The sequence below is a fragment of the Streptomyces sp. NPDC018029 genome (genome assembly GCF_044327655.1).
Taxonomy (GTDB): Bacteria; Actinomycetota; Actinomycetes; order Streptomycetales; family Streptomycetaceae; genus Streptomyces.
This window is the reverse complement of the sequence record NZ_JBIRFV010000008.1, coordinates 462,614-488,995: the sequence shown is the minus strand read 5'-3', so window position 1 is coordinate 488,995 and position 26,382 is coordinate 462,614. Positions and strand designations below refer to the sequence as shown.

The window sequence follows — 26,382 nt, the reverse complement described above, 5'->3', positions numbered from 1 at the left end:
AAGGGCGCTGCTTGGATCTGTGCAAAGCGGCGTGATTGTGGATATCTCGGCCACCCGTTCGGGGGAATCGGGGGAGCGATGCTGGATGAGCGGCGCTGCAAACGGCACCCCCTCTAGCCTCAATGGCTCCGCGGCCCCCCCAGGCTCTGGGCCCCGCTCAAGGGTGCGCACCGCCTACGGCTGCGCCCCCGCGGCCCCGCCCGTCCCCTACCGCCCTACGCCTGCCCGCCCCCACCAGCACTGACGCTCACGCCCGCGGGATCGTCCAGCACCGCCCGCGCCACCGAGTGCGCTGCTCCCAGCAACGGGCCGTCCGGTCCGAGCCCGGACACCGTGACTCCGCAGGCCCGGCCGGCAGTGCGTTCCACCAGTTCCTGCTCGAGAGCGGGCAGCAGCCACGGCGCGAGGCGCGACAGCGCGCCGCCCAGCACCACAGCCTGCGGATCCAGCAGGTTGACCGCGCCGGTGAGGGCGATGCCCAGGGCTGTTCCGGCGCCGTGGAGCGCTCGCCGTACTGTCTCGTCACCCGCGGCGGCGCGGTCGGCCAGGAGTTCACCGCGTTCCTCACCGGGGCCGAGGCCTGCCGCACGCAGAACGGCCTCCTCTCCCGCGTACTGCTCCAGACAGCCGCGGCCTCCGCAAGGGCAGGTCGGCCCGTCGGGGTGCACGGGCACATGCCCCAACTCGCCCGCGTACCCCCGTGTTCCCAGAAGCAGCCGTCCGTCGACGACGAGTGCGGCGCCGATGCCGATCTCGGCCGAGACGTGGAGGAAGTCCTGGGGCGATGCTTCGCCGAGCCACAACTCGGCGAGGGCGCCGAAGTTGGCTTCGTTGTCCACTGTCAGCGGCAGCTCTGTGGGGAGAAGCCGGCCCAGGTCGATGTCGTGCCAGCCCAGATTGGGGGCGCGCACGACCGTCCGGCTGCCGCGGGCGACGAGCCCGGGCACGGCCACCGCGAGGCCCACGGGGGACAGACCTGCTCGGCGGGCCTCCGCGCTCACCCGCTGCACCAGGATGGCAAGCTCCTTCAGCACCGGCACGGGCGAGCGTCCGCGGTTCGCGGCCCGTCGCACAGCGCGTACGCGGACCTCCCCGCGCAGATCGACCGCGCACGCCGCGAGGTGGTCGACTCCCACCTCGGCGCCGATGCCGACGGGCCCCTGAGCACTGACTGCGAGGGCGGACCCTGGACGGCCCACCCGACTCGGCCGTTCGGGGCCCAGCTCGTCCAGAAGCCCGGAGCGGATCAACTCGTCCACCAGCGTGGAGACGGCGGCCCGGGTCAGCCCGATGCGGGAGGCGACGGCGGCACGGGACAGGGGGCCGTGGGCGGCCACGGTGTGCATCACCCGGGACAGGTTGCGACGACGCATCGCCTGCTGGGTGTCGGGCAGCCTCGCGCCGGACGTACCCCGGCGCTCGTCGTGCAGCGGTGCGGTCATGCCTCGGTCAGTCCTCACTCCCCATGGGGCGCCCTGTCCAGGAGCGGCGCCGCGTCGGAGAGTACCCCGGAGATCCGGGCGAGCGTCGCCTCGTCCCGCTCCACGGGGTCGAGCACGGGTCCTTGGGTCGTGCCCCAGCGCCGCGCGATCGCGCTGGGGTCCTCGCCGGTCAGCAAGCCCGCCGCCTGTGCCGCGGCGCCGAGCGCGACGAGCTCCCGGGCCTGCGGGACCTGAACGGGACGTCCGGAGAGGCGCTGTACGGTTTCCTGCCAGGCGGTGCCGCGTGCACCGCCTCCGATGAGCAGCAGCGGGGACGACCGGTCGGCGTCGGGGTCCAGGACCAGGTCGAGCGCGCCGAGCAGCGAGTGCACGGCCCCGTCGTACGCCGCCTGGAGCAACTGCCCGGGTGACGTGTCGTGCCGCAGGCCGTGCAGTACTCCGGAGGAGTGGGGCAGGTTCGGCGTACGCTCGCCGTCCAAGTAGGGCAGAAGCGTGACCGAGCCGCCCGGTTCCACGGCCTCGCGCTCCAGGTTGAGCAGCGTGGCCACCCGGTCGACGGCCTGCGTGCAGTTGAGGGTGCAGGCCAGCGGAAGCCATGCGCCGCGTGCGTCGGCGAAGCCCGCTACGGTGCCGGTCGGATCCGCGGGACGGCGCTGTGAGACGGCGTACACGGTGCCAGAGGTGCCGAGGCTCAGCACCGGCGTGCCGGGGCGCAGGCCGAGCCCCAGGGCGGCCGCCGCGTTGTCGCCGGTGCCGGGGGCGACCAGTGTGCCCCTGGAGAAGGGCAGTTCGTCGCCGTCCCGCACTGTTCCGACGACCTCACCAGGGCGTGCGACACGGGGCAGCAGAGCCGGATCGAGGCCGACCATGTCGAGGATGTCCTCGTCGTACTGCTCCGCTCCCGACGCCCACCATCCTGTTCCGGAGACGTCGCCGCGGTCGGTGGTGCCGAGACCGGTGAGGCGTTCCGTGAGGTAGTCGTGGGGCAGGCGCACCGCGGCTGTGGCGCGGGCCGCGGCGGGCTCGTGTTCGGCGAGCCAGGCCCACTTCGTCACGGTGAAGGAAGGTCCTGGGACGCTGCCGACCCGGTCGGCCCACACCTTGGGGCCGCCGAGACGCTCGACGAGGCTCCGGGCCTGCGGCGCCGACCGCACGTCGTTCCAGAGCAGAGCCGGCCGCACCGGCCTGCCCTCCTTGTCGAGCGTGACCAGCCCGTGTTGCTGGCCGCCGATGGACACCGCGGTGGCTTCCCGGGCAGCTCGACCGCACTGTTCGAGAGCCGCGCACAGAGCGTCCCACCACTCCCGGGGATCGCTTTCGCGATGTTCCCCCGTACTCACGCGGTGCGGAGCCTGGCCGCTCGCGACGACCCGGCCGGTGGCCGCATCGACGACCAGGACCTTCGTGGACTGCGTGGAACTGTCCACGCCGACCACGAGGGGCCCCTGGGCTGAGGGCGCTGATGACATGACGGTCTCCGATTCCTGCGGTTGTCTCCGGGTGCGCACCGGAGTTTTCTTCCACGACCTTCCCAGCGGCGCCCTCGGATACTAATTTGTAAAGGGCCATGACGAAATAGGTGAGGGAGCCGCACATGAACTACCAGCCCACTCCTGAGGACAAGTTCAGCTTCGGTCTGTGGACCGTCGGCTGGCAGGGCAGGGACCCGTTCGGGGACGCCACCAGGGCCCCGCTCGACCCGGCCGACTCGGTGCGGCACCTTGCTGAACTGGGTGCCTACGGAGTGACGTTCCACGACGACGACCTGATCCCGTTCGGATCATCCGCATCCGAACGGGAGGGCCACATCAAGCGCTTCCGGCAGGCGCTGGATGCGACGGGTCTCGTCGTGCCGATGGCCACCACGAACCTCTTCACACACCCCGTCTTCAAGGACGGCGCCTTCACCGCCAATGATCGCGACGTACGCCGCTACGCGCTGCGGAAGACGATCCGCAACATCGACCTCGCGGCCGAACTGGGCGCGCACACCTACGTCGCGTGGGGAGGTAGGGAGGGCGCAGAGTCCGGCGCGGCGAAGGACGTGGGCAATGCGCTGGACCGCATGAAGGAGGCTTTCGACCTCCTCGCCGAGTACGTGACCGCGCAGGGTTACGACCTGCGGTTCGCGATCGAGCCGAAGCCGAACGAGCCTCGCGGCGACATCTTGCTGCCCACCGTCGGCCACGCCCTCGCTTTCATCGAGCGCCTGGAACGGCCCGAAATGTTCGGCGTCAACCCCGAAGTGGGCCACGAGCAGATGGCGGGTCTGAACTTCCCGCACTCCATCGCCCAGGCGATGTGGGCGGGCAAGCTTTTCCACATCGACCTCAACGGTCAGACGGGCATCAAGTACGACCAGGATCTGCGGTTCGGCGCGGGGGATCTGCGGAGCGCGTTCTGGCTGGTCGACCTCCTGGAGAGGGGCGGTTACGACGGCCCTCGGCACTTCGACTTCAAGCCACCGCGCACGGAGGACTTCGAAGGGGTGTGGGCGTCGGCCGCGGGGTGCATGCGCAACTACCTGATCCTGCGGGAGCGGGCGGCCGCGTTCCGGGCCGACCCCGAGGTGCGCGAGGCGCTGCGCGCCGCCCGTCTGGACGAACTGGCGGCCCCCACCGCCGCGGACGGATTGTCCGGCCTGCTCGCGGACAGGGACTCTTTCGAGGCGTTCGACGTCGAGGCGGCCGCAGCACGCGGAATGGCTTTCGAACGGCTCGATCAACTGGCCATGGACCACCTTCTGGCAGCCCGGAGCTGAGTGCGCTCCGGAGCAGACGCCCCATCAGCTGGTGCACGGGGGTCGCCTTGTCACCGGTTCGAGGCGACTCTTGATGGTATGGCCGTGCCGCCCGTACCTCCGCAGCCCCCTCCGCCCCCGCCCACTGGTCCACCACCGGGCGGGGGTGGGTTCGGACCACCACCAGGCGATGGGTACGGGCCGCCTCCCGGCAGCGGGGGCTGGCCGTCGGCCCCGCCCCCGGGAGGGCCCTCAGGGCGGCGTAACGGACTGTTCGTCTTGCTGGCGATCATCGTGGCGGTGGGAGCCGTCATCGCTGTCGTCCTCGTGGCCACCGGCGACGACAGCGACGGCAAGAAGGAGCCCGCGGAGACCAGCAAGGACACCACACCGGAACCCACGCCATCGCTCAGCATCCCGTCGCAGATTCCGACCGAGCTGCCCACCGGTTTGCCCAGCGAGGTCCCGTCACTGCCCACCGACATGCCGTCGCTTCCTACGGACTTCCCTTCGCTGCCCACCGACTTCCCGAGCGGCCTGGACTCCCTCCAGCCCTCCCCGCCCGCAGATGGCCAAGTCCCTTACACCAAGCCACAGTCCTGACCGAACGTCGCTCCGAAGAGTCAGTACTTTTCCGGTAGCCGGACGTACGTCACCGTGGTCTCCACACCGCTGTCGACCAGTCGCCCGTGCTTGTCGAAGGCCTCGGGCCCATCGCTCATCCCGAAGTCGTTGTCGTTGATCAGTGCCAGGGTGCGGCTGTCCACCCTCGCGACGCCCTCGATCTTGCCGGGCACGCCGTCGACGGTCCTGAGGTCGACCACCAGACGCTTGCGGAGGACGGGCACTCCGGAGGCAACGGGATCGTCGAGCTGCTCCAAGGAGGGGCTGGTCGTGGCCTTGTCCCACTTGTCGCCGAGGATGTCCGACCTGCGGTCCAGCGTGACCACCTGCAGCCTCGCGGCCTTGTCGGTCCGCTCCTGGACGAGGAGCCGGTCGCGCCCGGTGGCGACTACGGAGGAGATCTTCAGCTCGGAGGTGTCGTCCTCACCGGGGTCCACGATGCCCACGGCGTCGAACCGGTAGGCGTACTCGGCGGTGACCTTCTGCTTCTTCGGAGAGAAGCGCAGCAGCCGCGTCGTGCGCGAGTCGTCACCCGCGTCCTCGTCCGGGAGAGCCAGCGGGCTCTGCACGGCCATCACGAGGTCACCGCCGGGGAGTCGGGTGAGGCCTTCGAAGCCGCGGTTCGTCTTCCGGTGGAGCAGCACACCCGGCAGCGCCTCGGCCACCGGGTAGTCGGCGCCGCGCAGCTTCAGCCCCTGGGGGACGTAGCGCTTGATGACCTTCCCGCGCGCGGAGACATGGATCAGCGAAGGACCGTACTCGTCGACCAACCAGAAAGTGCCGTCCGGGGCCCGCACGATGCCTTCCGTGTCCAGACCGTTCGGGTCGTACGAGACGGGGACCTTCGCGTCATACGTGTACGGGGCCTCGTCACGCCCTTCCTGGTTGGGCAGGCCTGTGACGGGCCTTCCGGAGGAAGTCGTGAGCGGCAGCGCGGAGACGACCTTGACCTTGCCCTCCCGCACCCGGATCTTCACGATCGCCGGGTCGAAGCCGGGGACCGGGAAAGTGCGGCGCTTCTTTCCGTCCACCTTGATCTGGCCGTTGGGCCCCCGGTCGGTCACCGTCCAGAACTCGCCCTTGCGACCCGCCGGATAGAGATCGCTGCCGATGCCGCCGAGATCGACACCGCGATCGTTCTTCACCGTCCCGGGAAGCAGCGCGTTGCTGAAGGCGCCGAGAGAGATGTCCCCGAGCGTCGCGGCTTGGGTGATCCTCGGCTCACCGTGCCCGCCGCTCGTCTGCCGGCCCGTCGCGGTGCCGGCCGCTGTGAGAGCGGCGATCACGGCGAGCGGTATACCGGCGGCTATGGAGCGGCGGACACGCCCCTTACGGGCTGCGTGCGGGGACATCGGGGCCTCCTGGGGCACGGATTCGGTGACAGCGGCCAGACTTCGCCGCCGCCACGAACCCGAGGGGGCCACCGGGTGAACAGCGGGAGACGCGCCGACGGCGCCTCCCGCGAGGGGCGGAATCCGCGCCGGCGCTACTCCCCGCCGCCGACCATGGCCAGTGCTGTCGCCGGGTCATGGGCCGCCGGTCCCACGGGGGCCCACCGGCCCCCCTCCTTCCGGTAGGGCCACCAGCGACCGTCACGCCCGTGGCGCAGCTGCGCGTTCGTGCCGACCACGGTCCAGCGGTTGTGGGCCGCGCGGAGCCGAGGCCGTTCGTCCTCGTCCCAGGCCGCGTCCAGTGCGGCACGCGCGCGTGCCAGTGCCTCGTCCTGAGGCGTCCATTCCTCTTCGAGTACGTGGAGCGCGGCCCGGCCGCCGTACTTCCAGGCCCGCACGGCGAGTGCCAGACCGTCCCGGCCACGTTCGGATGCCGCCGCGAGCCGCGCTTCGATCGCGGCACCGGGCTGAGCGGCTGCCAGACGAACGGCGTCCTCCGCAACAGTCAATTCGGCGTCGACAGGCGAGCTTTCGTGGCCTGGGGCGAGCGCGTCGGCCAGCAGGCGGTACGCCTCGTTGGCCGCCTGCGAGGCCAGGAACCCGACTGCCGGCACATCGAGTCCCGGCGCGGGCTCCGCCTCCGTGTCGAGCGTCGGCGGCAGGCCCGGCTCCGCGGGCAGCGGAGGCAGGGCGGGCAGCGGCGGGAGGATGGCACCGTCCTCGTACGCCTCCGCGGCACTGACACCCTCTGGGGCGGCATCCTGAGTCCCCTCCCGAGACTCCTGGGGATCAACCCCGGCGACACTGCGCACCTGTAGCTCGTCGAGGAGTATCCGCTCCCCGCGCCCCCGCATCAGCAGCAGCACGAAAGGGTCCTCGTCGAGCAGGCGCGCCATCTGGTAGCAGAGTGCGGCCGTGTGCCCGCAGTGATCCCACGCGTCGCAGTCGCACTCGGGCTCCAGATCGCCGATTCCCGGCAGCAGCTCGACACCCGCCGCCGCGGCGTCCTCCACCAGGTGCGGTGGCATCTCGCGGTCCAGGAGCGCTGCGATGTGCCCGGCCCGCTCGATGGTCATGGCCAGGAAACGGTCCCACTCCTCCGAGCTCAGTTCCTGCAGGAGGACATCGGAACGATGCGGTGTGCCGTCGGGGTCCATGACAACTGCCGTAATCCGGCCGGGCCGCACCGACACCGCGCCCACCGCGCCGGCGCGAGCGAGCCTGCGCCCCGTCTTGAGCTGCTGGAAGTCGAGCGCCGTGTCCTCGAGAGCCTTCAGCCAGGCCTGGCCCCACCAGCTCTGCGCGAAGCCGCGTCCATGGGCGGGCGGCAGCGCCGCGAACGTACGCTCGTCCGCCTGCGTACCCCCACGCGTGTCGTCGTCCACGGCCCCGTACATCTCGTCATGGATGTCACTCATCGCGCGCCCCCTCGCAGCTCCACCAGGTCTGACAGTTCGGCGTCGGTCAGCTCGGTGAGAGCCGCCTCACCCGACCCGAGGACGGCATCGGCCAACTCCCGCTTGCGCAGCAGCATGTCGGCGATGCGGTCCTCGATCGTTCCCTCTGCGATCAGCCGGTGCACCTGCACCGGCTGCGTCTGCCCGATGCGGTACGCGCGGTCGGTGGCCTGCGCCTCGACTGCCGGGTTCCACCAGCGGTCGTAGTGCACCACGTGTTCGGCACGCGTCAGGTTCAAGCCCGTTCCCGCCGCCTTCAGAGACAGCAGGAACACCGGGACCTCGCCGTCCTGGAAGCGTTGCACCATGGCCTCTCGCGCCGCTACCGGCGTACCGCCGTGCAGGAACTGAGAGGGGACCCCGCGGGCCGACAGATGCTGCTCGATGAGTCGCGCCATCTGCACGTACTGCGTGAAGATGAGCACGCTCGCGTCCTCGGCGAGGATCGTGTCGAGCAACTCGTCCAGCAGCTCCAGCTTTCCGGAGCGGCCGGGGATCCTCGGCTTGTCCTCCTTGAGGTACTGGGCGGGGTGATTGCAGATCTGTTTGAGCCCGGTGAGGAGCTTGACGACCAGCCCTCTGCGTGCCATTCCGTCGGCACCGGAGATCTCCGCGAGCGTCTCCCGCACCACGGCTTCGTAGAGACCCGCTTGTTCCGCGCTGAGCGAGACGGCACGATCGGTCTCTGTCTTCGGCGGCAGCTCGGGAGCGATCCCCGGATCCGACTTGCGCCGGCGCAACAGGAAGGGACGCACGAGCTGCCCGAGCCGCTCGGCGGCGCCGGGATCCGCACCGCCTTCCACGGCCTGTGCGTACCGCGTCCGGAAGGTGCCGAGCCTGCCGAGGAGGCCGGGAGTGGTCCAGTCGAGAATGGCCCACAGCTCGGAGAGGTTGTTCTCCACGGGAGTGCCGGTGAGCGCTACACGCGCGCGTGCCCCGATGGTGCGCAGCTGCTTGGCGGTGGCCGAGTACGGGTTCTTGACGTGCTGCGCCTCGTCGGCGACGACCATGCCCCAGGAGGTCTGCCGGAGGTTCTCTGTGTCGAGTCGCATCGTGCCGTAGGTGGTGAGGACGAACTCGCCGTCCGTCAGGCCCTCCAGGCTGCGCTGGGCGCCATGGAAGCGGCGTACCCGCGTGCCGGGCGCGAACTTCTCGATCTCGCGCTGCCAGTTGCCCATCAGCGACGTCGGGCAGACCACCAGCGTCGGGCCCGCGGTCTCCTCCTGGGCCTGGCGGTGCAGATGCAACGAGATCAACGTGATCGTCTTGCCGAGGCCCATGTCGTCGGCGAGACAGCCGCCGAGCCCCAGCGAAGTCATCCGTGCCAGCCAGTTCAGGCCGCGCAGCTGGTAATCCCGCAACTCGGCGGCAAGCGCCTCGGGTTGCCCGACGGGCTCCATGCCCTCCGGGTCCGCGAGTCGCTCGCGCAGGGTGGCGAGCCATCCCGTCGGCTGTACATCGACACGTCGACCCTCGACTTCGGCCGTGCCGGTCAGTGCGGCACTGAGGGCATCGATCGGGGTGACCTTGTGATCCTGGCGGTCGCGGGCGCGGCGGGCCTCTTCGGGATCGACCAGCACCCATTGGTCGCGCAGGCGAACCACCGGACGGTTGGCCTCCGCGAGGTGGTCCAGTTCCGCCCGGGTCAGCTGCTGGTCCCCCAACGCGAAGCGCCAGTTGAAGGCGAGCAGGGCGTCGGCGGAGAGGAAGGACGGTGTATCCGAGGCGAGTTTGTGCGGGCCCTTCCGGCTGTCGTCCTGCCCGTCATCATCCGGACCGATGACCACGCGCGCGGTGAGGCTGCGCGCCAGTTCCTTCGGCCAGTGCACGTCCACGCCCGCGACAGCCAGGGCCCGGGCGCCTTCGCCCAGAAGCGCGGTGACGTCCTCGTCGGCCAGCTCGATCGCGTCCGGCACGGTGGCCGAGAGCAGCGGGGCAAGAGGCGGCCACGCGCGAGTGGCGCGACGCAACGCGAGCAGGGCGTCCATGCGTGCACGCGGTCCGAAGGCTTGTCCCGAAGCCCCGGACCCCGCCCACACTTCGGCGGCGTCCGCGACGAGCGAGGGGTCGCTGACACTGTGCAATTGCAGCACGGCGCGGAACGGCAGCCGCGTGCCGTCCTCCGCTACGGAGGCGAGGCCCGGGATCTCCACGCGCAGTGAGATCCGCACGCCGGCGTCGTGACCGGCCGCCACATCGAGGGCCCAGGCGCGCTGCTCGGGCACGTGCTGGGGCTCTGGTGCGGCGAAGACGGTTCCACCCGACGCCAGAGGCGCGGCGGGGGAGCGCGGAAGCGTGTCGGCCACGGCGTCGAGGAACTGACGCAGCAACTTCTCGGGCTCGGGCAGTCGCAGCGGCAGGCTGTCGTCCAGCGGGCGCGCGTGGGCGGCCGGCGGCATCGCCGCGGAGAGCTCACGCAGCCGCTGCAGGTCCTCGGCGCTCAGCGGGCCGGTGCGCCATGCGTCGTGGTCAGTGGCGGTCAGCCCTGGCAGCAGGAGCCCACGAGCCGCCAGTTGCAGGGCCAGCACTCCGGCAGTCCCCCAGAATGCGGCCGTCGGGTGTGTTCCCGTCGCGGCACGCGCGCGTGTGAGGACCGGCAGCGCTGCGCGGACAGGGAGGAGCACCGCGTGCACGGTGGCAAGATCGATCCCGTCATCCCCCGGTACCGCGAGGGCCAGTTCTTCGTAGGCACCGGCAGCTGTGTCCGGTGGCTCGGTGCCGTCGCTGTGCCAGAAGGCGACGCGACCGTCGCGTGGCGGGTCGGAGGGCACGAAAAGGGCGGAACAGCGTGACAGTTCGGAGAGTTCGGCAGGGGACACGACGGGGAACCTGTGCACAGCGATAACGCATTCCTCAAATTTGACTACTGCGGCCGGAGCGCCCGATAGTACAGCAAGGTGCGAGTTTCGCGGGTGCACCAGCATGGTGATCCCAGTCACATGGTGTAGCCAGCCCCACTGTCGTCCGGGGCTGGCCCCCGGTTCAAGACGGGTGGTGCCGTCATGGTTGCCGAAGGTCGCTGATCCGTACGTTTTATGAGGTCAGCCCCTCACCACCAGACGGAGACCACCATGCCCCAGGCCGCCGCAGTCGCGGAACGCTCCCCAGCCGACACCGGCAGACAGTCCGCCGGTAGTGACTTCGCGCCCCTCCTGCGTACGGTCAAGGAACAGGGGCTCTTGGACCGCCGTACAGGTTGGTACGCGCGGACCATCGCAATCAACGCCCTCTCGCTGGCGGCCGTGGGGGCCGGGATGTTCCTGCTCGGCACCTCGTGGTGGGTGTTGCTGCTCGCCCCCGTGCTCTCCGTCGTGTGCGCTCGGACGGCGTTCATCGGTCATGACGCGGGCCATTCGCAGATAACCGGAAACCGATCCGTCAGCCGCGCCATCGGCCTGGTGCACGGCAACCTCCTGCTGGGGATGAGCTCGGCCTGGTGGAACGACAAGCACAACAGGCACCACGCCAACCCCAACCATGTCGACAAGGACCCCGACGTCGCCGCGAACGTCCTCGTGTGGACCAGCAGGCAGGCCAAGGTCCGTCTGGGCTTCCGGCGTTGGCTCACCCGCAACCAGGCCTGGCTCTTCTTCCCACTGACGCTCCTCCAGGGAGTCGCCATGAAGATCTATGGCTTCCAGGACCTGCGGCGGCAGGACCGGCGCGAGCGAGTGGTGGAAGGCCTTCTGCTGGTGGCCCATCTCGTCGGCTACGTGACGCTGTTGCTCGCGGCCATGCCCCTCGGCCACGCGCTCGCCTTCGCGGCGCTTCACCAGGCGTTGTTCGGCCTGCACCTCGGGCTCGCCTTCGCACCCAACCACAAGGGCATGGAAATGCCCGACCCGGACGGCGAGCGATGGGGTCATCTGCGGCGTCAGGTACTCACCTCGCGCAACGTGCGCGGCGGCCTTGTGACGGACTGGTTCCTCGGCGGACTCAACTACCAGATCGAGCACCACCTGTTCCCGAGCATGCCGCGCCCTCATCTCAGAGCCGCCCAACCTGTCGTACGCGCCCACTGTGCGGCCATGGGGATGTCCTACGCGGAGGCCGGATTCGTCGACTCCTACCGCCAGGTGCTGCGCCACATGTACGAAGTCGGTGAGCCCCTCCGGGTCGAGTAGGCCGGGAGATCGAGTAGGGGCACGGGAGATCGAGTAGCCCTGGAGGCGGCGAGCACGTCAGGGACCAGTAGGGGACAAGGCTCAGGGACGTCTCAGGGTCACGGCCAGGAACCGTGGGACCCCCGATCCCGTTTTCCAAGGCAGAGAGCGGCACAAGCCGCGAAGGAGGCGACGCACATGTCGAAGAAGGCGAAGATCGCCGCAGGAGGTGCGGCAGCCGGAATCATTCTGCTGTTCTGGTTGCCATGGTGGGCCGCGCTCCTGATCGTGCTGGGAGTCCCCGCGGCGGCCTATCTGACGCTCGACTCGGGTCAGCGGCGCAGGCTGCGCCGCGTCACACGCAAGGAGATCGGTCACTGAGGCGTCTGCATGGTGCAGCAGTGAGTTCTGTCGCTCCTGCTCAAGAAGGGCGCACCGCCATCTTGTCGAGGGCCTCCAGCAGTGCGGGAAGCTCTGGTCCACGGCCCACCGGCATCACCTCTCCCGGCTCCTCGTCCAGCAGCACGAACGCGATGTCGTCGGTCCTGGCGACCATGGACCAGCCAGGACCGTCGGCCCGCAGGGTGCGCGCGTCCCCCGAGGCGAAGGACGACCGCACCCGCCCCAACGGCGGCGGAGTGTCCACGTACGCACGAGCTTCCGCCAGGACGCGACGGACGCTGGTCATAGGAGCGTCCGCGTCCTCCGGAGACTCCACCGCAGTCCTGTCCGTGGTGAATTCCTCGTCGTCGATCTGTGCCCGCCAGTCCGCCCACTGCAGTGCTATCTCGTCGGCACCCAGCCGTCGTTGTGCCGGGCCCCAGGTGTCGGACGGGGGCGGCGCGAGTGGTGGGCGGCCGGCGTCCTCGGGGCCAGGCTCCGGATCGTGCGGGGCGGGCACGCCGGGGGCGGCCACGGCGACCGCCAGAGGCCATCCGGGCAGCGCGGCGACCACCGTGTGCTCTTCGGGGGACAGGTCGTACTCCATACCGCAGTCCCAGGAGGCGATCGCCACGGCCACCAGCGACACATCGTCGACGACGACCGTCCAGCGCGCGCCTTCACCGTCCTGGCCTAGCACCAGCCCGTATCCGGTGGCGAGCGGCGCGAGGCCGAGCGCCGCGCACGCCTCCGGATAGTCGTCGCCCAGTACGCTGGGGAACTTCGCGGGTGTCAAGAGCACCGCCGTCAGCACGTACAGCGCGTCGTCGGCGGCATCGACAGCGTCGTCCGTCCCGGCCATGCCAGCCTCCCCGATCGCTTCATCCGTCGGCGCACCCTAACCACTCGCCCCAGAGATCGTCGAGGGGTCGATGAGCAGGAAAATCGCCGACGGATCGCCTCATGCGACCGGGTCGGTGCGCTCGCGGGCTCAGGCAGCGGGCAGCCCCAGAAGGGATCGGGCCACGTCCCGTGGTGACTCGTCCCGCTCGCGTGCGAGGGCGATGACAGCGCGACACGCGAGCTCGTTGACACCGAATGACAGTGCCTCCGGAGAGACCCACCCGGTGGCCTCGTCCATCTCGGCCTGATCGTCCTCGGCGCACGCCGCCACATAGACGGCGGCTGCCTCGAAGATGTTGTGCGGGCGCTTGTTCTTGCCCCGGTCGTGAGCGGTCTCGCCCTCGTCCCGCGCAGGCTTGTTGGATCGCCAGAACTTGCGGAGTCCCTCAAACATGTGGTCCACCTTCCCCCAGGTGCGGCTACCACCATTGAACCCTCATCCGCCTTTGGCCAACGTAGAGTTGTTGTTCCGGTGCGAGAAGGAGGATCACGCGGTGAAGCGTTTCGAGCGGCTCGAGCAGATCCGGCGACTCGACCCGGAGCGGGACTTCCTCGAGATCTACCGGCTCACCACGACGTTCGAATTCCCGTGGGACCATACGCGCGCACTGGAACTGGCGCTCTATCGCACCTACGCAGTCCCCAGTATCGGCCGTCTGCTGGCACAGACAGCGGAACTGACAGACCGTGCGCAGAAGAGATACGACGACACGGCTCTTCTTCTCGACACCGTCGTGGAGCACGGTTTCACCGGCGACAAGGGCCGTACCGCCATCCGGCGCATCAACCAGATGCACCGCAGCTACGACATCAGCAACGACGACATGCGCTACGTACTGTGCACCTTCGTGGTGGTGCCGAAGCGGTGGATCGACGCCTATGGCTGGCGCAGGCTCTCGCGTCACGAGATGGTCGCGGCTGCCGCGTACTACCGCACTCTCGGCCGGCACATGGGCATCAAGGAGATCCCGGGCTCCTTCGAAGAGTTCGAAGACTGCCTCAATGCCTACGAAGAGGCCCACTTCGACTGGGATGCAGGGGCGCGTGGGGTCTCCGACGCGACCCTGGACCTGATGGCCTCCTGGTATCCACGACCCCTGGCGCCCCTGCTGCGCAACGCGACCCTCGCACTGCTCGACGAGCCCTTGCTGCGGGCGTTCCGGTACGAACAACCGGGTGCGGTCACCCGCTCCGTGGTCCGGGGCGCGGTACGGCTTCGCGGACGCGCAGTGCGCCTCATGCCGCCGCGCAGGGCACCGCATTACGCGCGGCAGAACCGGGAGATCAAGGGATACCCCGACGGCTACGAGGTCGCCGAGCTGGGTTCGTTCCCCGTGCCGGGTGTGCGCGGGTGCCCGGTGCCACACAAGGACAGTTCAGCGACCACTCCCGCCGAGTGAGGTCAAGGTCGCGCGGAGCCAGGCGAGTTCGGCCTGGCTGGTGGCGCGGGCGATCGTGAGGATGCCGCGTCGGAAGGGGTCGTCGAGCTCCTCCGCACGCAGGGGGCGTTCGCCGTCGTAGAAGAAACTGGCGGGTTCCTCAAGGAAGGCCAGACGTCGCCGGAGCACCGCCGCTTGCGCCGTTTCGTCGTCTAGGTGGCGAAGGAAGGCGAGCAGCGTGAACCAGCGGTTCTCGTCGGTGATGTCTCCCCGAGCCGGCTCCGCGAGCCGCTTGCGCAGCTCCTGCCTGCCAGCCGGCGTGAGACTCAGGACGTGGCGAGGTGCCGCCCCGGTGCCGGGCTGCGTCTCCCTGGCGAGCAGCCCTGCCTTCTCCAGTCGTTTGATGGCGGGATACAGCGTGCTCTCCGCGACAGGGCGCACATGCCCGGTCAGGGCCGAGATGCGCTTGCGCAGCTCGTAGCCGTGCAGGGCGGCGTCGTAGAGGAATCCGAGGATGGCCAGTTCGAGCATGGCCCGCATTCTGCCGCACTCATTCCATGCCAGCTGTACATCTGATGCGAGATACCTCGGTGCCGATGTATTCTCTCCGGAGTCCGCTGGTCACGAGTAGGAGCGGACGACGGGGCGAGGGATACGGGGTGCGGCGATGAAGGAAGCACGGTTCGATGCTCGGGGCAGCCGTGTGCGATGGACCGAGGTGGGCGGGACCGAGCCGACACGGGTGTACGTGCACGGACTCGGTGCGGCTTCGACGGTCTACCACGCACACATAGCCGCCAGGCCCGAACTGGCCGGCCGCCGCTCCTTGTTCGTGGATCTCCCCGGGCACGGCCTCAGCGACCGTCCCGCCGACTTCGGGTACAGCCTGGAGGAGCACGCCGACGCGCTGGCCGCGGCTTTGGACGAGGCCCATGTGGTCGGCGCGGAGATCGTCGCGCACAGCATGGGCGGATCCGTCGCCATCGTCCTCGCGTGCCGACGCCCCGACCTGGTGACGAGGCTGGTCCTCACGGAGGCCAACCTCGACCCGAACCCTCCCGCCACCGCAGGCAGCAGCGGCATCGCCGCGTACTCGGAGGAGGCCTTCGTCAGCGGCGGTGGCTACGCACGCGTGCTCGGGAACATCGGCGCCACATGGGCAGCCACGATGCGTCTCGCGGACCCCCTGGCACTGCACCGGAGCGCCACCGGCCTGGTCGCGGGCACCCGGCCCACGATGCGCCGGATGCTCATGGGACTGACCATCGACCGCGTCTACTTGCAGGGCGCCACGAGTGGTGAGCTCCCCGGGCACGACGAACTGACAGCCTCCGGAGTGCGCGTGGTGACGGTGCCCGAAGCGGGCCACAACATCATGTTCGACAACGCGGACGCGTTCGCGGCGGCGATCGCCGGTCGCCTCTGACCGCTTGCCGAGACCGGACGGCCCAGGCTCAGGCCTGGCGTACCGCCAGGGCGAGGAAGCGCGCGTCCTCGTCGACGTACGAGGTCATGAGCCATCCGGAACGGGCGAGCAACGGGCGCAGGTTGGCCTCTGCCCGCAGGTCGTCCGGAGTGATCTGTCGTCCCTGCCGGGCCGCGAGCGCCGCCCTGCCGATGGGATGGAAGAGCGCCAGCAGCCCACCGGGGCGCACCACCCGCCACAACTCCTTGAGGTTCTCTGCCGGGTCGGGGAGATGTGCGATCAGCCCGGCGCCGAACACGGCATCGAGCGACCGCGCACGCAGCGGCAGCCGCGCGACGTCGGCGAGCAGAAGCCGGCCGTCGTGGTCCCTGCCCGCGCGTGTCGCGGCCTCCAGCATGGCCGGAGTCAGATCGGCGCCGAGCACCACACCCGAAGGCCCTACGGCGTCCCTGAGCGCGGGCAGCGCCCGCCCCGTCCCGCACCCGGCGTCGAGCACGGCGGAGCCCGGAGCGAGCGACAGCGCGGCGACGGCGGCTCGATAGGCGGGCCCGTCATCGGGGAAGCGGGTGTCCCAATCTGCGGCACGGGCGGTGAAGAATTCCTGGACCTGCGTGTGGTCGTCGCTCATGCGACCCATGATCCCGCAAAAGGTCGCACGCGCGTTGGGTGCACTCGTTCGAGCGTGACGCGATCGTTCAGCATCGTCTCTCTGTCATCTTCCGCCAGCTTTCGAACTGCGCCCCCGTTGTGCGCCCCTGGTCGGACTAGCGTCCCGGGGCCATGGGACACCTGGACCACGCCACCTTCGGCTGGCTGACCCCCGTGCTGTCGTACGCGATGGCCTGCATCGGTGCCGCCCTCGGGCTGCGCTGCACCGTCCGCGCGCTGGGCGCCTCAGGCCGCTCGCGCCGGAACTGGCTCATCACCGCCGCCTCCGCCCTCGGCACCGGCATCTGGACGATGCATTTCGTCGCCATGCTCGGCTTCGGAGTCACCGGCACCGAGATCCACTACAACGTGCCGCTGACCTTCCTGAGCCTTCTCGTCGCGATGGCCGTCGTGGGGGCCGGTGTCTTCGTCGTGGGGTACGGCCGTGACCGTGGGCGCGCGCTGGCGCTGGGCGGGCTCACCACAGGGCTCGGCGTCGCGAGCATGCACTACCTGGGTATGGCGGCGCTGCGCCTGCACGGCGACGTGGAGTACGACCTCGTGCTGGTCGGGCTCTCCGTGGTCATCGCAGTCGTCGCGGCGACCGCCGCCCTGTGGGCCGGCCTCAACATCAAGTCCCCGCTCGCCGTCGCGGTGGCGTCGCTGGTCATGGGAGGGGCGGTGACCAGCATGCATTACACCGGGATGCTGGCTGTCAGCGTCCGGGTGGTGCCCTCCGAAGCCGCGCTGCCCGGCGCCACGACCATGCAGTTCATCTTTCCCCTCGCCGTCGGCCTCGGCTCCTACCTCTTCCTGACCTCGGCATTCGTCGCGTTGTCCCCGACCACCGGTGAGCGTGCGGCGTCGATGTCGGCCCAGCGACCGGTGGACGGCGTCGTCCCCTAGAGGCGCCTCCCGCGCCGAACGGGCGACACACACCGACCACTCGAGCGAGGAGGCCATGGACACCCGGCGAAGCACCCCCGACCCGGCCGCGAGCACGACGACGCCGCCTCCGGAACAGCACCCGGCGCGCGGACGTCGTGCCCACGCGGGCCCGCCCGCCGTCGAACCACCCGGCGGAGACGACGAGTTCGTCGATGCATCGACATACCGGGCACCCACGGGCGCGGCATGGTGGCGAGTAAGGCCGCGCACCGTGCGCGCCAAGATCGTGTGCCTCCTGATGGTGCCCGTGGTCTCACTGCTCGCCCTGTGGGGATACGCGACCGTCACCACAGCGCAAGATGTGGCCCGCTTACGACAGGTCCAACGTGCGGATGCCGACGTACGGTCCCCGGTCGAGGCCGCCGTGACCGCGCTCCAGGCCGAGCGCGTGGCCGCCGTTCGCTACGCGGTCGAGCCCGGCGCCGGCCGCGGCGCCGCACTCGAAAGGCAGGCGACACGGACCGACCGCGCCGTGGCCGAGCTACGCCTCGGCGACCACCGGACCGTCGCCGACGGCGCGGGACTCCCTGATGGCGTGGCCGACCGGCTCGACACGTTCGTCACCAGTGCCGAGGAGCTGCGCTCCCTGCGCGCCGATGTGCTGGACCGACGCACGGGCTGGGACGCGACGTACGGCCAGTACACGAAGACGATCTCCCAGGCGTTCGCGGTGGGAGGTGCCCTCTCCGGGATGCAGGACGCCGAACACGGCTCCCACGCGCGCGTGCTGCTCGAGTTCACGAGGGCGGGCGAAATGCTGGCCCGCGAGAACACCATGCTGGCCGCGGCCCGGCTGGACGGCGCCCTGGACGGCGCACGGCTGCGGCTGTTCACCGGGGCCGTCGACACTCGCCGCACCCTGATCGAAACAGCGGCAGCGGACCTGCGCGGTCCCGAGCGGGCCGCCTGGCGCGGACTTGAACAGAGCAAGGCATACGGAGACGTACGCGCCGTCGAGGACAAGGTCCTCGTGGCCGAACCAGGCCGCAAGGCACTCGCCGCGGCACCGGCAGGTGCCTGGGACAACGCCTATGCGGTCGTGCGGGACGAGCTCCACGCCATCAAGGAGGGAGCGGATCGTAGCGCCGCTGACCGCACGGACCCGCTCGCCAACGGGGTGCTCACCCCGGCAGGAGCCGCCGTACTCCTCGGGCTGGTCGCCGTCTGCGCCTCACTCGTCATCTCCGTACGCATCGGGCGAGGTCTCGTCGTCGAACTCGTGAGCCTCCGTAACGGTGCTCTGGAGATCGCGCGCCGCAAACTCCCGCAGGCCATGCGACGGCTGCGGGCCGGCGAGGAGATCGACATCCGTGCCGAGGCGCCCCCTGGGCCACCGGCGGAGGACGAGACCGGGCAGGTGTCCGAAGCGCTCGGCACCGTCCATCGAGCGGCCCTGCGCGCGGCGATCGAGCGCGCGGAGCTGGCCAGCGGCATCTCCGGGGTGTTCGTCAATCTGGCCCGTAGGACCCAGGTCCTCGTCCATCGCCAGCTCAGCCTCCTCGACAGCATGGAGCGCAGGTCCGACGATCCCAACGAGCTCAGCGACCTCTTCCGGCTCGACCATCTGACGACCAGGATGAGGCGCCACGCAGAAAGCCTCATCATCCTCTCCGGAGCTGCCCCCGGCCGGGCCTGGCGCAGGCCCGTCTCCTTGACCAACGTGGTGCGCGCGGCAGTCTCCGAAGTCGAGGACTACGCGCGCGTGGAGGTACGACAACTCCCCGCCGCGTCGGTCCTCGGAACGGCGGTGGCCGACCTCACCCACCTCCTTGCCGAACTGGTCGAGAACGCCGCCCAGTTCTCGCCGCCCCACACCAAGGTGCGGGTCAGCGGCGAACCAGTCGGCAACGGCTATGCCCTGGAGATCGAGGACCGAGGGCTCGGCATGGGCAAGGAGACGCTCGCGGAGGCCAACCGCCGTATCGAGCAGTCGGAAGCACTCGATCTGTTCGACAGCGACCAACTCGGTCTCTTCGTGGTCAGCAGGCTCGCTGCCCACCACGCCATCAAAGTGCATCTGCGCACGTCCCCCTACGGGGGGACCACCGCCGTCGTACTGCTGCCCACCGCACTTCTGGACAGCGGCACGGTGGGCAGCACGGAGCCGCACGCCGCTGAGCCCGCCCCGGTGGCGCGCAGGGCCGCGTTGGACAAGGAGCACGCAGGCGTGCAGGGAGCACCACGACACCACATGAACAACAACTCCGTTCCGGCTTCGGCCCCACGTCCTGCGCTGGCCGCAGCGGCCGAGACGCCGCACCCGCCCGGCGTCTCCACGCTCCGGCTGCACCAAGGACGAGACGCTCGCGACACCCCGGAATCACGTCCCGACAGCGTCGACGCTCTTGATGCTGCCGACGCCGGCCCACAGGACTGCTCGGAGGAACTGCCGCGTCGCGTACGCCAGGCGAGCCTCGCCCCTCAACTCCGGGAGCGCCCCACTGACGGTGGCACCACGACAGAGGGCGCCGGAGCTCAGGACGAGCGCAGCCCGGAGCAGGTGCGCGACCGTATGACCGCCTACCGCGACGGCTGGGCACGCGGGGGCGGCCGGCTCCCGGGCATGGGCACGCCGGGAGCCGTACCGGGCAGTGACAGCAGCGAAGGAGATCGCGCATGATCCAGGACCAGAGCATCCCCACCGGTCGGACCGGCGAGCTCGGCTGGCTGTTGGACGACTTGGTGCTGCGCGTCGGTGAGGTGCGGCACGCGGTGGTGCTGTCCACCGACGGGCTCCCGGTCGGCGCGTCGACCGCTCTCACCCGCGAGGACGCCGAGCACCTCGCTGCGGTGGCCTCGGGGTTCCACAGCCTCGCCAAGGGGGCGGGTCGGCACTTCGGAGCCGGTGGAGTACGCCAGACGATGGTGGAGATGGACGATGCCTTCCTGTTCGTGGCCGCTGCCGGCGACGGATCCTGCCTCGCCGTTCTCACCACTGTGACCGCCGACATCGGCCTCGTGGCGTACGAGATGGCGCGCATGGTCAAACGGGTGGGCGAGCACCTCTACACCCCGGCGCGCTTCGCCGAGCGGCCACCGACCCTCGGATGACGAGGGCGGCCGGTACCCATGACCGAGGACATGAGCGCCACCCCGGGCCAGCCGGGCAGCCAGTGGTACGACAACGAAGCCGGCCCTCTCGTACGGCCCTATGCGATGACGGGCGGACGGACCAGGCCGGGACCGCGGGGCGTCCGCTTCGACCTGATCGCCCTCGTGACGCTCGACGACACCACTCCGGAGCATGACGACACCTCCGGGCTCGGGCCCGAACACCGGGCGCTCATCGAACTGTGCCGCGCCGAGACGCAGTCCGTCGCCGAGCTCGCCGCCGGCGCGGACCTGCCCGTGGGTGTGGTCCGCGTGCTCCTGGGCGACCTGTTGGAGGCCGGCCGCGTGAAGATCAGTCGGCCTGTCCCGCCCGCACAGCTTCCCGACGAAAAGATCCTCCGAGAGGTGATCGATGGGCTCCGAGCACTCTGACGCCACGGGCGCCGAGACCTCTGCCATGGCGTTGAAGATTCTGGTCGCGGGCGGCTTCGGGGTGGGCAAGACCACCTTGGTGGGCGCTGTCAGCGAGATCCGTCCGCTGCGCACCGAAGAGCTGTTGAGCGAGGCGGGTCAGTCGGTGGACGACACCGAGGGGGTCGACCGGAAGACCACGACGACCGTGGCCATGGACTTCGGGCGCATCACTATCCGATCGGGCCTTTCGCTGTACTTGTTCGGCACCCCGGGCCAGGACCGTTTCTGGTTCCTGTGGGACGAGTTGTCACAAGGTGCCCTCGGCGCCGTGGTCCTCGCGGACACCCGGCGGCTCGAGGACTGCTTCCCCGCCGTGGACTACTTCGAGCACCGTCGCATCCCGTTCGTCGTGGCAGTCAACTGCTTCACGGACGCGCGTACGTACGGGGCGCTCGAAGTGACACGGGCCTTGGACCTCGATCGCGGGACACCCGTGGTGCTGTGTGACGCCCGGGATCGCGATTCGGGGAAGGAGGTGCTGATACGGCTGGTCGAGTATGCCGGGCGGGTTCATAGCGCCCGGCTGCTCGACTCCGTGGGCTGAGGTGCCGCGTCCACTGCCAGTCTGTTTCAGATCCTGCCTGTGCCGTCGGTCGCAGGTTCCGCGTGTGCCGTCAGTCGGCGACCCCGGAGTGCGCGAGCACCTTGTCGATCCGCACGCGTACCAGGAGTTCCCCGGGGACGCCGTTGCGCTTGCCGAACTCCTCGGCGCGGTCCTCGCCCATGTAGCGTGCGCCGATGCGGGCTGCCCAGTGCTGGAGTTGACCGATGTCTTCGCTGAGCTCCGCGCGCCCCTGCAGCACGACGAAGGCGAACGGCGGCTGATCGTCGTCGACGCACAGGGCCACACGCCCGTCCCGTGTGAGGTTCCGCCCCTTCACGGTTTCCTTACCCGTGTTGAACACCAGGTCGTCGCCGTCGAGCAGGAACCAGATCGGCGCGATGTGCGGACTGCCGTCCGCCCTGACGGTCGAGAGCTTGCCGGTTCGGGTGCCGTGCGAGACGAAGGCCCGCCACTGGTCGTCGGTCATCTTCTGTGCCATGTCCCCATCATGCTTGCCGGGGGGCCGGTCGTGGTGAAGGCTGGCAGGTCAGATCCTCCAGCCAGGAGGAGCGGACACGGGGAGACGGGAACATGGGGCAGAGCATGGGGCTCGGCTGGCTGCTGGACGACCTGACCCAGCGGATGGAACACGTACGGCACGCGCTGGTGCTGTCCAACGACGGCCTGGTGACCGGCGCGAGCACGGACCTCAAGCGGGAGGACGCGGAACACCTCGCCGCGGTCTCATCCGGACTGCACAGCCTCGCCAAGGGATCAGGACGCCACTTCCACGCCGGCAACGTGCGCCAGACGATGATCGAGTTCGACGACGCGGTCCTCTTCGTCACGGCCGCGGGCGACGGCAGCTGCCTGTGCGTTCTGAGCTCCGCGGAGGCCGACATCGGACAGGTCGCCTACGAGATGACACTGCTCGTGAACCGCGTCGGGGAGCACCTGGCCGTGGACGCACGGAAACCCGAACGCACGCCAGTCGTGGACCTCTGACCTGCACTGACGCTGCCACGCCAAGAGTTATCCACAGGCCCAGCGAGGATCGTGGTGATCGGGCTACGGTTTTTCCCGAGAGCAAGCAAGCACATCTCACGGGGGATCCACCATGACCGGTGACACCATCACGCAATCCACCAGCACGACGACCACTCGACCGACGGTCACGCCGAGCTGGGCAGCGAAAGAACTGGGGCTGAAGCGGGGCGAATTCGACCTGGCCGTGATGCTGGGGCGCATCCGTACCGTCGCGGACGTACCGGGCGGCCGGCGCCGCGTCACCCACGAGGAGATCGAGCGTGTGCGCGGGTGCGAGGGCTTCCCCGAGGCGCTGCGAGAGAGCGTCAGAGCCGTGGGCACCACCGAGGGCGCGGAGCTCATGCAGATCACCACGGCCCGCTTCACCCGTCTGGCACGCGCAGGAGTTCTGACGCCCGTAAAGTTCTATCTCAACCGCTATAGGGCAGTTGTCTGGCTCTATCTCGCCGAAGAGCTGCGGCATTTCGCAGAGTCCGAGATCAATGCCGTGCTTCTCAAGGGACGCATGCCGGAGACGATTCGAGGGCGCCTCGAAGACGGGCAGGATCTGCGGGCACGCAACTGGCGAGGGCGGTACGCGGAATCCCTGCTGCGCCATGCCGAAGACGCGTGGGAGCGCGCCGCCGCGATGGCCTCGCTGCTCGATCCGGTGCAGATCGCGGAGATCGTCAGGGACCCCTATGAACGCGCGTATCTCAGTCGGCTCAAGCCCGTGCCCCGCACCCAGGGCGGACCGGAGTCGCCCGCGGTGCGGATCGTGGAGACCATCACGACCGCGGACGACCCCGACGAGATCCGGTGGCTGCGCTCCAGCCTGCTGATCGGCCTGGTCCAGGCCCGCGCGGAGCGCCCGGCGCCTCGACCGACGCCACGGCCCGCTCCCGAGCCCGCTCCTGAAACAGGCCCCTCTGCACCGGAGTTGGAGCCGCCGACCGACGTCTCGGCCGAGCCTTCGATGCAGGAGACGCGAGGCTTGATGAGGTGGTTGCGCCGCAGGAGGACGTAGACCGCCGAAGCCGCGACGTCGGGACCGGGGCCCGGATGCTCGTCGCCGTCACTGCATCGTCGCGTCCAAGTCCTTGGCGTACTCCTCGATGGCAGGGCGATAGCCCGCGATGTCAGGATCCTTGCTCGTGGCGACGAGCAGCGTCAGAAGCATCTGCATCGCGTCGTGGGTCCGGCCGGTGTTGTACAGGGCCATGGCGAGGAACGTCTTGAGACCGCCGTCGTCCGGGAACTCGGCCGCCCCTTGGCCGAGTGTGGCCACGGCTTCCTCGTAGCGCCCCAGAATCCGGTAGGTACTGCCCAGCCCCAGAAGAGCTCCGCGGCGATCGTCGTTCGACAGACCCGTTCCCTTGAGAGCGCGCTCGTAGTACGGCACCGCTTCGGCCTCGAGACCGAGCGTGTCGTGGACCCAAGCCGTCTGGTACGCGACCTCCGCATCGTGCGGGAACTCTGCCGCAAGGGCGACGAGTCGCTCCCTGGCCTCTTCGGGCCGGCCCCCCTCGCGGAGCCGTACGGCCTCCGCCAGCAGCCGATCCCTGTCCTCACTCGGATTTCCGCTCAACGCCCCGTCCCCTTCGTGCTCGCGTCCGCACCCGGAATCTATCCCGAACGGAGGCAGAGATGCCTTTCGTACCCCGTCCCGTGCCTGCCTTGCCCGCCCTCCGGCCGTCAAGCGGCCAGTTCCTCCTCCAGCCACGTACGCCCCCGGGTACGAGCAGTGAGCCGCACACCGCCCAGGCGCGTCGCGAGGCGCTCCGCTTCGGCTCGCACCGCGCTCTGCGCGTCTGCACCGACATCCTCGAGGAACCGGCACACGATCTCGCCACTGCTGTCCTGGGCCCATCCACCGACGATGCGGCCGTCCCACCACACAGACGGGCCGATGTTGCCGTTCCTGTCGAAGAGACGCGGTCCGTGCTCGCCCAGGAACCAGCCGCGGTGCTGCCAGCCCATCGGAGTGGAGTCGAGCGCCGGCAGCAGAGCCGCCCACGGCTCCGGCCGCGAGGTCTCCTCCAGGTCATCCGGGAGCAACAACCCGTGCAGTCCGTCCAAGTCGACCTCGACGGGGCGCAGTTCGGTCAAGGCCCGCTTGGTCTGGGTCTTGGTCCACCCGGCCCACCACCGCAGATCATCCGCGGTGGCCGGACCGAACGTCCGGAGCCAGCGCCGGGCGAGCTCCGTCTCGGCCTCGCGGGTGTCCCAGTCGGCGAGGCCACCGGGAAACCAGTCCGTCAACGACGCCCAGCGGTATTGGTGGGAGGTCCATGTGCCACGCGGTCTGCCACGCACCACATGTCCCTCGGCGGCCAGCAGCAGAAGGAGTCGGCTGGCCAGCTTCTGCCGGCCCTCGTAGCTCTTGCCACGCGCCATGACCAGCTCGGTGGCCAGCCGTGGGTCGTCGCTCGCGAGTTCGGCGGCGGTCGCCTCGCCCCGCTCCTTGAGCGCGCGCAGCGCCACCTCTTCCGTCTGCGCCAGCCACGCCTCCACCCCGGCCGCGTCGTCAGCGACGCCGGACTCGGCCAGCATCCCCAGAAGAAGGCGACGCTCCCGCGCGGCGACCGCCCGCGAGCAGGCGGCCTGCAGTACGGGTGCCACGTCGAGGGACGTCACGAAAACCGTGCGCCGCATGCCCATCAGGCGGATCAGCGAGCGGTCCTCGTACAGCGCGCGCTCCACGTCCGCCACTTGACCGTCCCGCATGCGGGCCCAGGCGCCGACGTACACCGACGACGGGTCGGTGCCGTGCAGGGCCAGCAGAGACCGTGCCACCTCGACCGGATCGTCCGTCCTGGTGTCCACCGTCAGCCGGTGGCGCAGCGCCAGCCTCGCCCGCCGCTCCACCGCGTCAACTCGTCGCACCGTGCCTCCCCTCCAGGCCCTTCAGCGATTACGCGCCGGCTGCCGGACCGTCCATGTGGCGCTCCCCGTACGGGCGGAACAGTCCTTCCTGCACCACCGATACGAGGAGGCGGCCCTCCCGGTCGTAGATACGGCCCCGGGCGAGGCCGCGGCCCCCCGTCGCGATCGGGGACTCCTGGTCGTAGAGGAACCACTCGTCGGCACGGAAGGGCCGGTGGAACCACATGGCATGGTCCAGCGACGCCATGTCGAAGCCGCGGGGGCCCCACAGAGGTTCCACGGGGATGCGGACGGCGTCGAGGAGCGTCATGTCGCTCGCGTAGGTGAGCGCGCAGGTGTGTACGAGCGGGTCGTCGCCCAGCGGGCCGACAGCACGCATCCACACCGCGCTGCGCGGCTCGGCGCCCTTGGTCTCCTCGGCGGTCCAGCGCAGCCGGTCGACATAGCGGATGTCGAAGGGCTGGCGCCGGGCCATGCGTTCCAACTGCTCGGGGAGTGCGCCGAGGTGCTCCCTGATCTCTTCGGCGACCGTCGGCAGCGACTCCGGATCCGGGGCGTCCAGGCGCGGCGGCAGCTGGTGTTCGAAGGCGCCCTGTTCAGGCTGATGGAAGGAGGCGGTGAGGTTGAAGATGGTGCGGCCCTGCTGGACGGCGGTGACGCGGCGCGTGGTGAAGGAGCGCCCGTCCCTGACCCGTTCGACCTGGTACACGATGGGCACGCCCGGGCGCCCAGGGCGCAGGAAGTACGCGTGCAGCGAGTGCACCGGGCGGTCGCCCTCGGTGGTCCGGCCCGCCGCCACCAGGGCCTGTCCGGCGACCTGCCCGCCGAACACCCGCTGCAAGGACTCGTTCGGGCTGCGGCCCCGGAAGATGTTGACCTCGATCTGCTCGAGGTCCAGCAGGTCGACCAGCCGGTCGGCGGGATTGTTCATGACAGTTCCTCGACTCCTGTCCGGGGCA

General features: G+C 69.9%; 26 protein-coding genes. 13 read left to right on the top strand and 13 right to left on the bottom strand.

What is annotated here, in order from left to right; all coding sequences use genetic code 11:
- Positions 1–215: 215 nt before the first annotated feature.
- Complete coding sequence (locus tag ACH4D5_RS26145; protein WP_398306963.1) at positions 216–1,442, bottom strand: ROK family protein; 1,227 nt, start codon at positions 1,440–1,442, stop codon at positions 216–218.
- A 14-nt stretch (positions 1,443–1,456) separates the two neighbouring features.
- Positions 1,457–2,911, bottom strand: coding sequence for a xylulokinase (gene xylB / locus ACH4D5_RS26140; RefSeq protein WP_398306961.1), 1,455 nt, complete (start codon positions 2,909–2,911; stop codon positions 1,457–1,459).
- A 125-nt stretch (positions 2,912–3,036) separates the two neighbouring features.
- Here xylB and xylA point away from each other — a divergent pair, with 125 nt between their 5' ends.
- Together xylA and ACH4D5_RS26130 are read left to right on the top strand one after the other, a co-directional pair.
- Positions 3,037–4,203 carry a xylose isomerase gene (xylA, locus tag ACH4D5_RS26135; RefSeq protein WP_398306959.1) on the top strand — a complete coding sequence of 389 codons (1,167 nt, stop codon included), beginning with the start codon at positions 3,037–3,039 and terminating at the stop codon, positions 4,201–4,203.
- A 258-nt stretch (positions 4,204–4,461) separates the two neighbouring features.
- A complete protein-coding gene (locus tag ACH4D5_RS26130; protein ID WP_398306957.1) occupies positions 4,462–4,785 on the top strand; it encodes a hypothetical protein in 324 nt (107 codons plus the stop codon).
- A gap of 20 nt (positions 4,786–4,805) precedes the next feature.
- On the opposite strand, the gene ACH4D5_RS26125 is transcribed toward ACH4D5_RS26130, so the two are convergent.
- From ACH4D5_RS26125 to ACH4D5_RS26115, 3 genes are all read right to left on the bottom strand, one after another.
- Positions 4,806–6,158: an esterase-like activity of phytase family protein gene (locus ACH4D5_RS26125; RefSeq protein ID WP_398306955.1), complete on the bottom strand. Its 1,353-nt coding sequence runs from the start codon at positions 6,156–6,158 to the stop codon at positions 4,806–4,808.
- A gap of 134 nt (positions 6,159–6,292) precedes the next feature.
- Positions 6,293–7,615: an SWF or SNF family helicase gene (locus tag ACH4D5_RS26120; RefSeq protein WP_398306953.1), complete on the bottom strand. Its 1,323-nt coding sequence runs from the start codon at positions 7,613–7,615 to the stop codon at positions 6,293–6,295.
- The gene (locus ACH4D5_RS26115; RefSeq protein ID WP_398307102.1) at positions 7,612–10,578 is read right to left on the bottom strand and encodes an SNF2-related protein; all 2,967 of its coding nucleotides are present in this window, start codon (positions 10,576–10,578) and stop codon (positions 7,612–7,614) included. The genes ACH4D5_RS26120 and ACH4D5_RS26115 overlap by 4 nt, the downstream gene beginning before the upstream one ends.
- A 147-nt stretch (positions 10,579–10,725) precedes the next feature.
- Between ACH4D5_RS26115 and ACH4D5_RS26110 the strand changes: the two genes are divergently transcribed.
- Together ACH4D5_RS26110 and ACH4D5_RS26105 are read left to right on the top strand one after the other, a co-directional pair.
- Positions 10,726–11,778, top strand: coding sequence for a fatty acid desaturase family protein (locus tag ACH4D5_RS26110; protein ID WP_398306951.1), 1,053 nt, complete (start codon positions 10,726–10,728; stop codon positions 11,776–11,778).
- 177 nt (positions 11,779–11,955) lie between these two features.
- The gene (locus ACH4D5_RS26105; protein WP_398306949.1) at positions 11,956–12,138 is read left to right on the top strand and encodes a hypothetical protein; all 183 of its coding nucleotides are present in this window, start codon (positions 11,956–11,958) and stop codon (positions 12,136–12,138) included.
- Between the two features lie 40 nt (positions 12,139–12,178).
- Here ACH4D5_RS26105 and ACH4D5_RS26100 read toward each other — a convergent pair whose 3' ends face one another.
- On the bottom strand, positions 12,179–13,000 hold the full coding sequence (locus ACH4D5_RS26100; RefSeq protein ID WP_398306947.1) for a hypothetical protein: 822 nt from the start codon (positions 12,998–13,000) through the stop codon (positions 12,179–12,181).
- 129 nt (positions 13,001–13,129) lie between these two features.
- A complete protein-coding gene (locus ACH4D5_RS26095; protein WP_398306945.1) occupies positions 13,130–13,435 on the bottom strand; it encodes a hypothetical protein in 306 nt (101 codons plus the stop codon).
- Between the two features lie 100 nt (positions 13,436–13,535).
- On the opposite strand from ACH4D5_RS26095, the gene ACH4D5_RS26090 reads away from it, so the two are divergent.
- Positions 13,536–14,441, top strand: a complete 906-nt coding sequence (locus ACH4D5_RS26090) for an oxygenase MpaB family protein (protein ID WP_398306943.1) — start codon at positions 13,536–13,538, stop codon at positions 14,439–14,441.
- Here the strand turns inward: ACH4D5_RS26090 and ACH4D5_RS26085 are convergent.
- On the bottom strand, positions 14,418–14,951 hold the full coding sequence (locus ACH4D5_RS26085) for a PadR family transcriptional regulator (RefSeq protein ID WP_398306941.1): 534 nt from the start codon (positions 14,949–14,951) through the stop codon (positions 14,418–14,420). The two genes, ACH4D5_RS26090 and ACH4D5_RS26085, sit on opposite strands and share 24 nt — an antisense overlap.
- A 136-nt stretch (positions 14,952–15,087) precedes the next feature.
- Here ACH4D5_RS26085 and ACH4D5_RS26080 point away from each other — a divergent pair, with 136 nt between their 5' ends.
- Positions 15,088–15,846, top strand: coding sequence for an alpha/beta fold hydrolase (locus tag ACH4D5_RS26080; protein ID WP_398306939.1), 759 nt, complete (start codon positions 15,088–15,090; stop codon positions 15,844–15,846).
- Positions 15,847–15,874: 28 nt separating this feature from the next.
- Here the strand turns inward: ACH4D5_RS26080 and ACH4D5_RS26075 are convergent, their stop codons facing one another.
- Positions 15,875–16,474, bottom strand: a complete 600-nt coding sequence (locus tag ACH4D5_RS26075; protein ID WP_398306937.1) for a methyltransferase domain-containing protein — start codon at positions 16,472–16,474, stop codon at positions 15,875–15,877.
- Between the two features lie 152 nt (positions 16,475–16,626).
- Here ACH4D5_RS26075 and ACH4D5_RS26070 point away from each other — a divergent pair, with 152 nt between their 5' ends.
- From ACH4D5_RS26070 to ACH4D5_RS26050, 5 genes are read left to right on the top strand one after another with little or no spacing between them, the layout of a single operon-like run.
- Positions 16,627–17,400 (top strand): MHYT domain-containing protein, encoded by a 774-nt coding sequence (locus ACH4D5_RS26070; protein WP_398306935.1) that lies wholly within the window; start codon positions 16,627–16,629, stop codon positions 17,398–17,400.
- 55 nt (positions 17,401–17,455) lie between these two features.
- Entirely contained in the window at positions 17,456–20,062 is a 2,607-nt protein-coding gene (locus tag ACH4D5_RS26065) for a nitrate- and nitrite sensing domain-containing protein (protein WP_398306933.1), read from the top strand.
- Positions 20,059–20,493, top strand: coding sequence for a roadblock/LC7 domain-containing protein (locus ACH4D5_RS26060; RefSeq protein ID WP_398306931.1), 435 nt, complete (start codon positions 20,059–20,061; stop codon positions 20,491–20,493). The genes ACH4D5_RS26065 and ACH4D5_RS26060 overlap by 4 nt, the downstream gene beginning before the upstream one ends.
- Before the next feature lie 18 nt (positions 20,494–20,511).
- On the top strand, positions 20,512–20,925 hold the full coding sequence (locus tag ACH4D5_RS26055; RefSeq protein WP_398306929.1) for a DUF742 domain-containing protein: 414 nt from the start codon (positions 20,512–20,514) through the stop codon (positions 20,923–20,925).
- Entirely contained in the window at positions 20,906–21,511 is a 606-nt protein-coding gene (locus tag ACH4D5_RS26050) for a GTP-binding protein (protein WP_398306927.1), read from the top strand. Before ACH4D5_RS26055 ends, ACH4D5_RS26050 begins: the two co-directional genes overlap by 20 nt.
- Positions 21,512–21,581: 70 nt before the next feature.
- Here ACH4D5_RS26050 and ACH4D5_RS26045 read toward each other — a convergent pair whose 3' ends face one another.
- Positions 21,582–22,010 (bottom strand): PPOX class F420-dependent oxidoreductase, encoded by a 429-nt coding sequence (locus ACH4D5_RS26045; protein WP_398306925.1) that lies wholly within the window; start codon positions 22,008–22,010, stop codon positions 21,582–21,584.
- A gap of 92 nt (positions 22,011–22,102) precedes the next feature.
- Between ACH4D5_RS26045 and ACH4D5_RS26040 the strand changes: the two genes are divergently transcribed.
- Together ACH4D5_RS26040 and ACH4D5_RS26035 are read left to right on the top strand one after the other, a co-directional pair.
- On the top strand, positions 22,103–22,516 hold the full coding sequence (locus ACH4D5_RS26040; RefSeq protein WP_362988439.1) for a roadblock/LC7 domain-containing protein: 414 nt from the start codon (positions 22,103–22,105) through the stop codon (positions 22,514–22,516).
- 112 nt (positions 22,517–22,628) lie between these two features.
- A complete protein-coding gene (locus tag ACH4D5_RS26035) occupies positions 22,629–23,564 on the top strand; it encodes a DUF6397 family protein (protein WP_398306923.1) in 936 nt (311 codons plus the stop codon).
- 48 nt (positions 23,565–23,612) lie between these two features.
- Here the strand turns inward: ACH4D5_RS26035 and ACH4D5_RS26030 are convergent, their stop codons facing one another.
- From ACH4D5_RS26030 to ACH4D5_RS26020, 3 genes are all read right to left on the bottom strand, one after another.
- Positions 23,613–24,125: a tetratricopeptide repeat protein gene (locus ACH4D5_RS26030; protein WP_398306921.1), complete on the bottom strand. Its 513-nt coding sequence runs from the start codon at positions 24,123–24,125 to the stop codon at positions 23,613–23,615.
- Between the two features lie 107 nt (positions 24,126–24,232).
- Entirely contained in the window at positions 24,233–25,423 is a 1,191-nt protein-coding gene (locus ACH4D5_RS26025; protein ID WP_398306919.1) for a winged helix DNA-binding domain-containing protein, read from the bottom strand.
- A gap of 28 nt (positions 25,424–25,451) precedes the next feature.
- Positions 25,452–26,354: an acyl-CoA thioesterase gene (locus ACH4D5_RS26020; RefSeq protein ID WP_398306917.1), complete on the bottom strand. Its 903-nt coding sequence runs from the start codon at positions 26,352–26,354 to the stop codon at positions 25,452–25,454.
- Positions 26,355–26,382 lie beyond the last annotated feature (28 nt).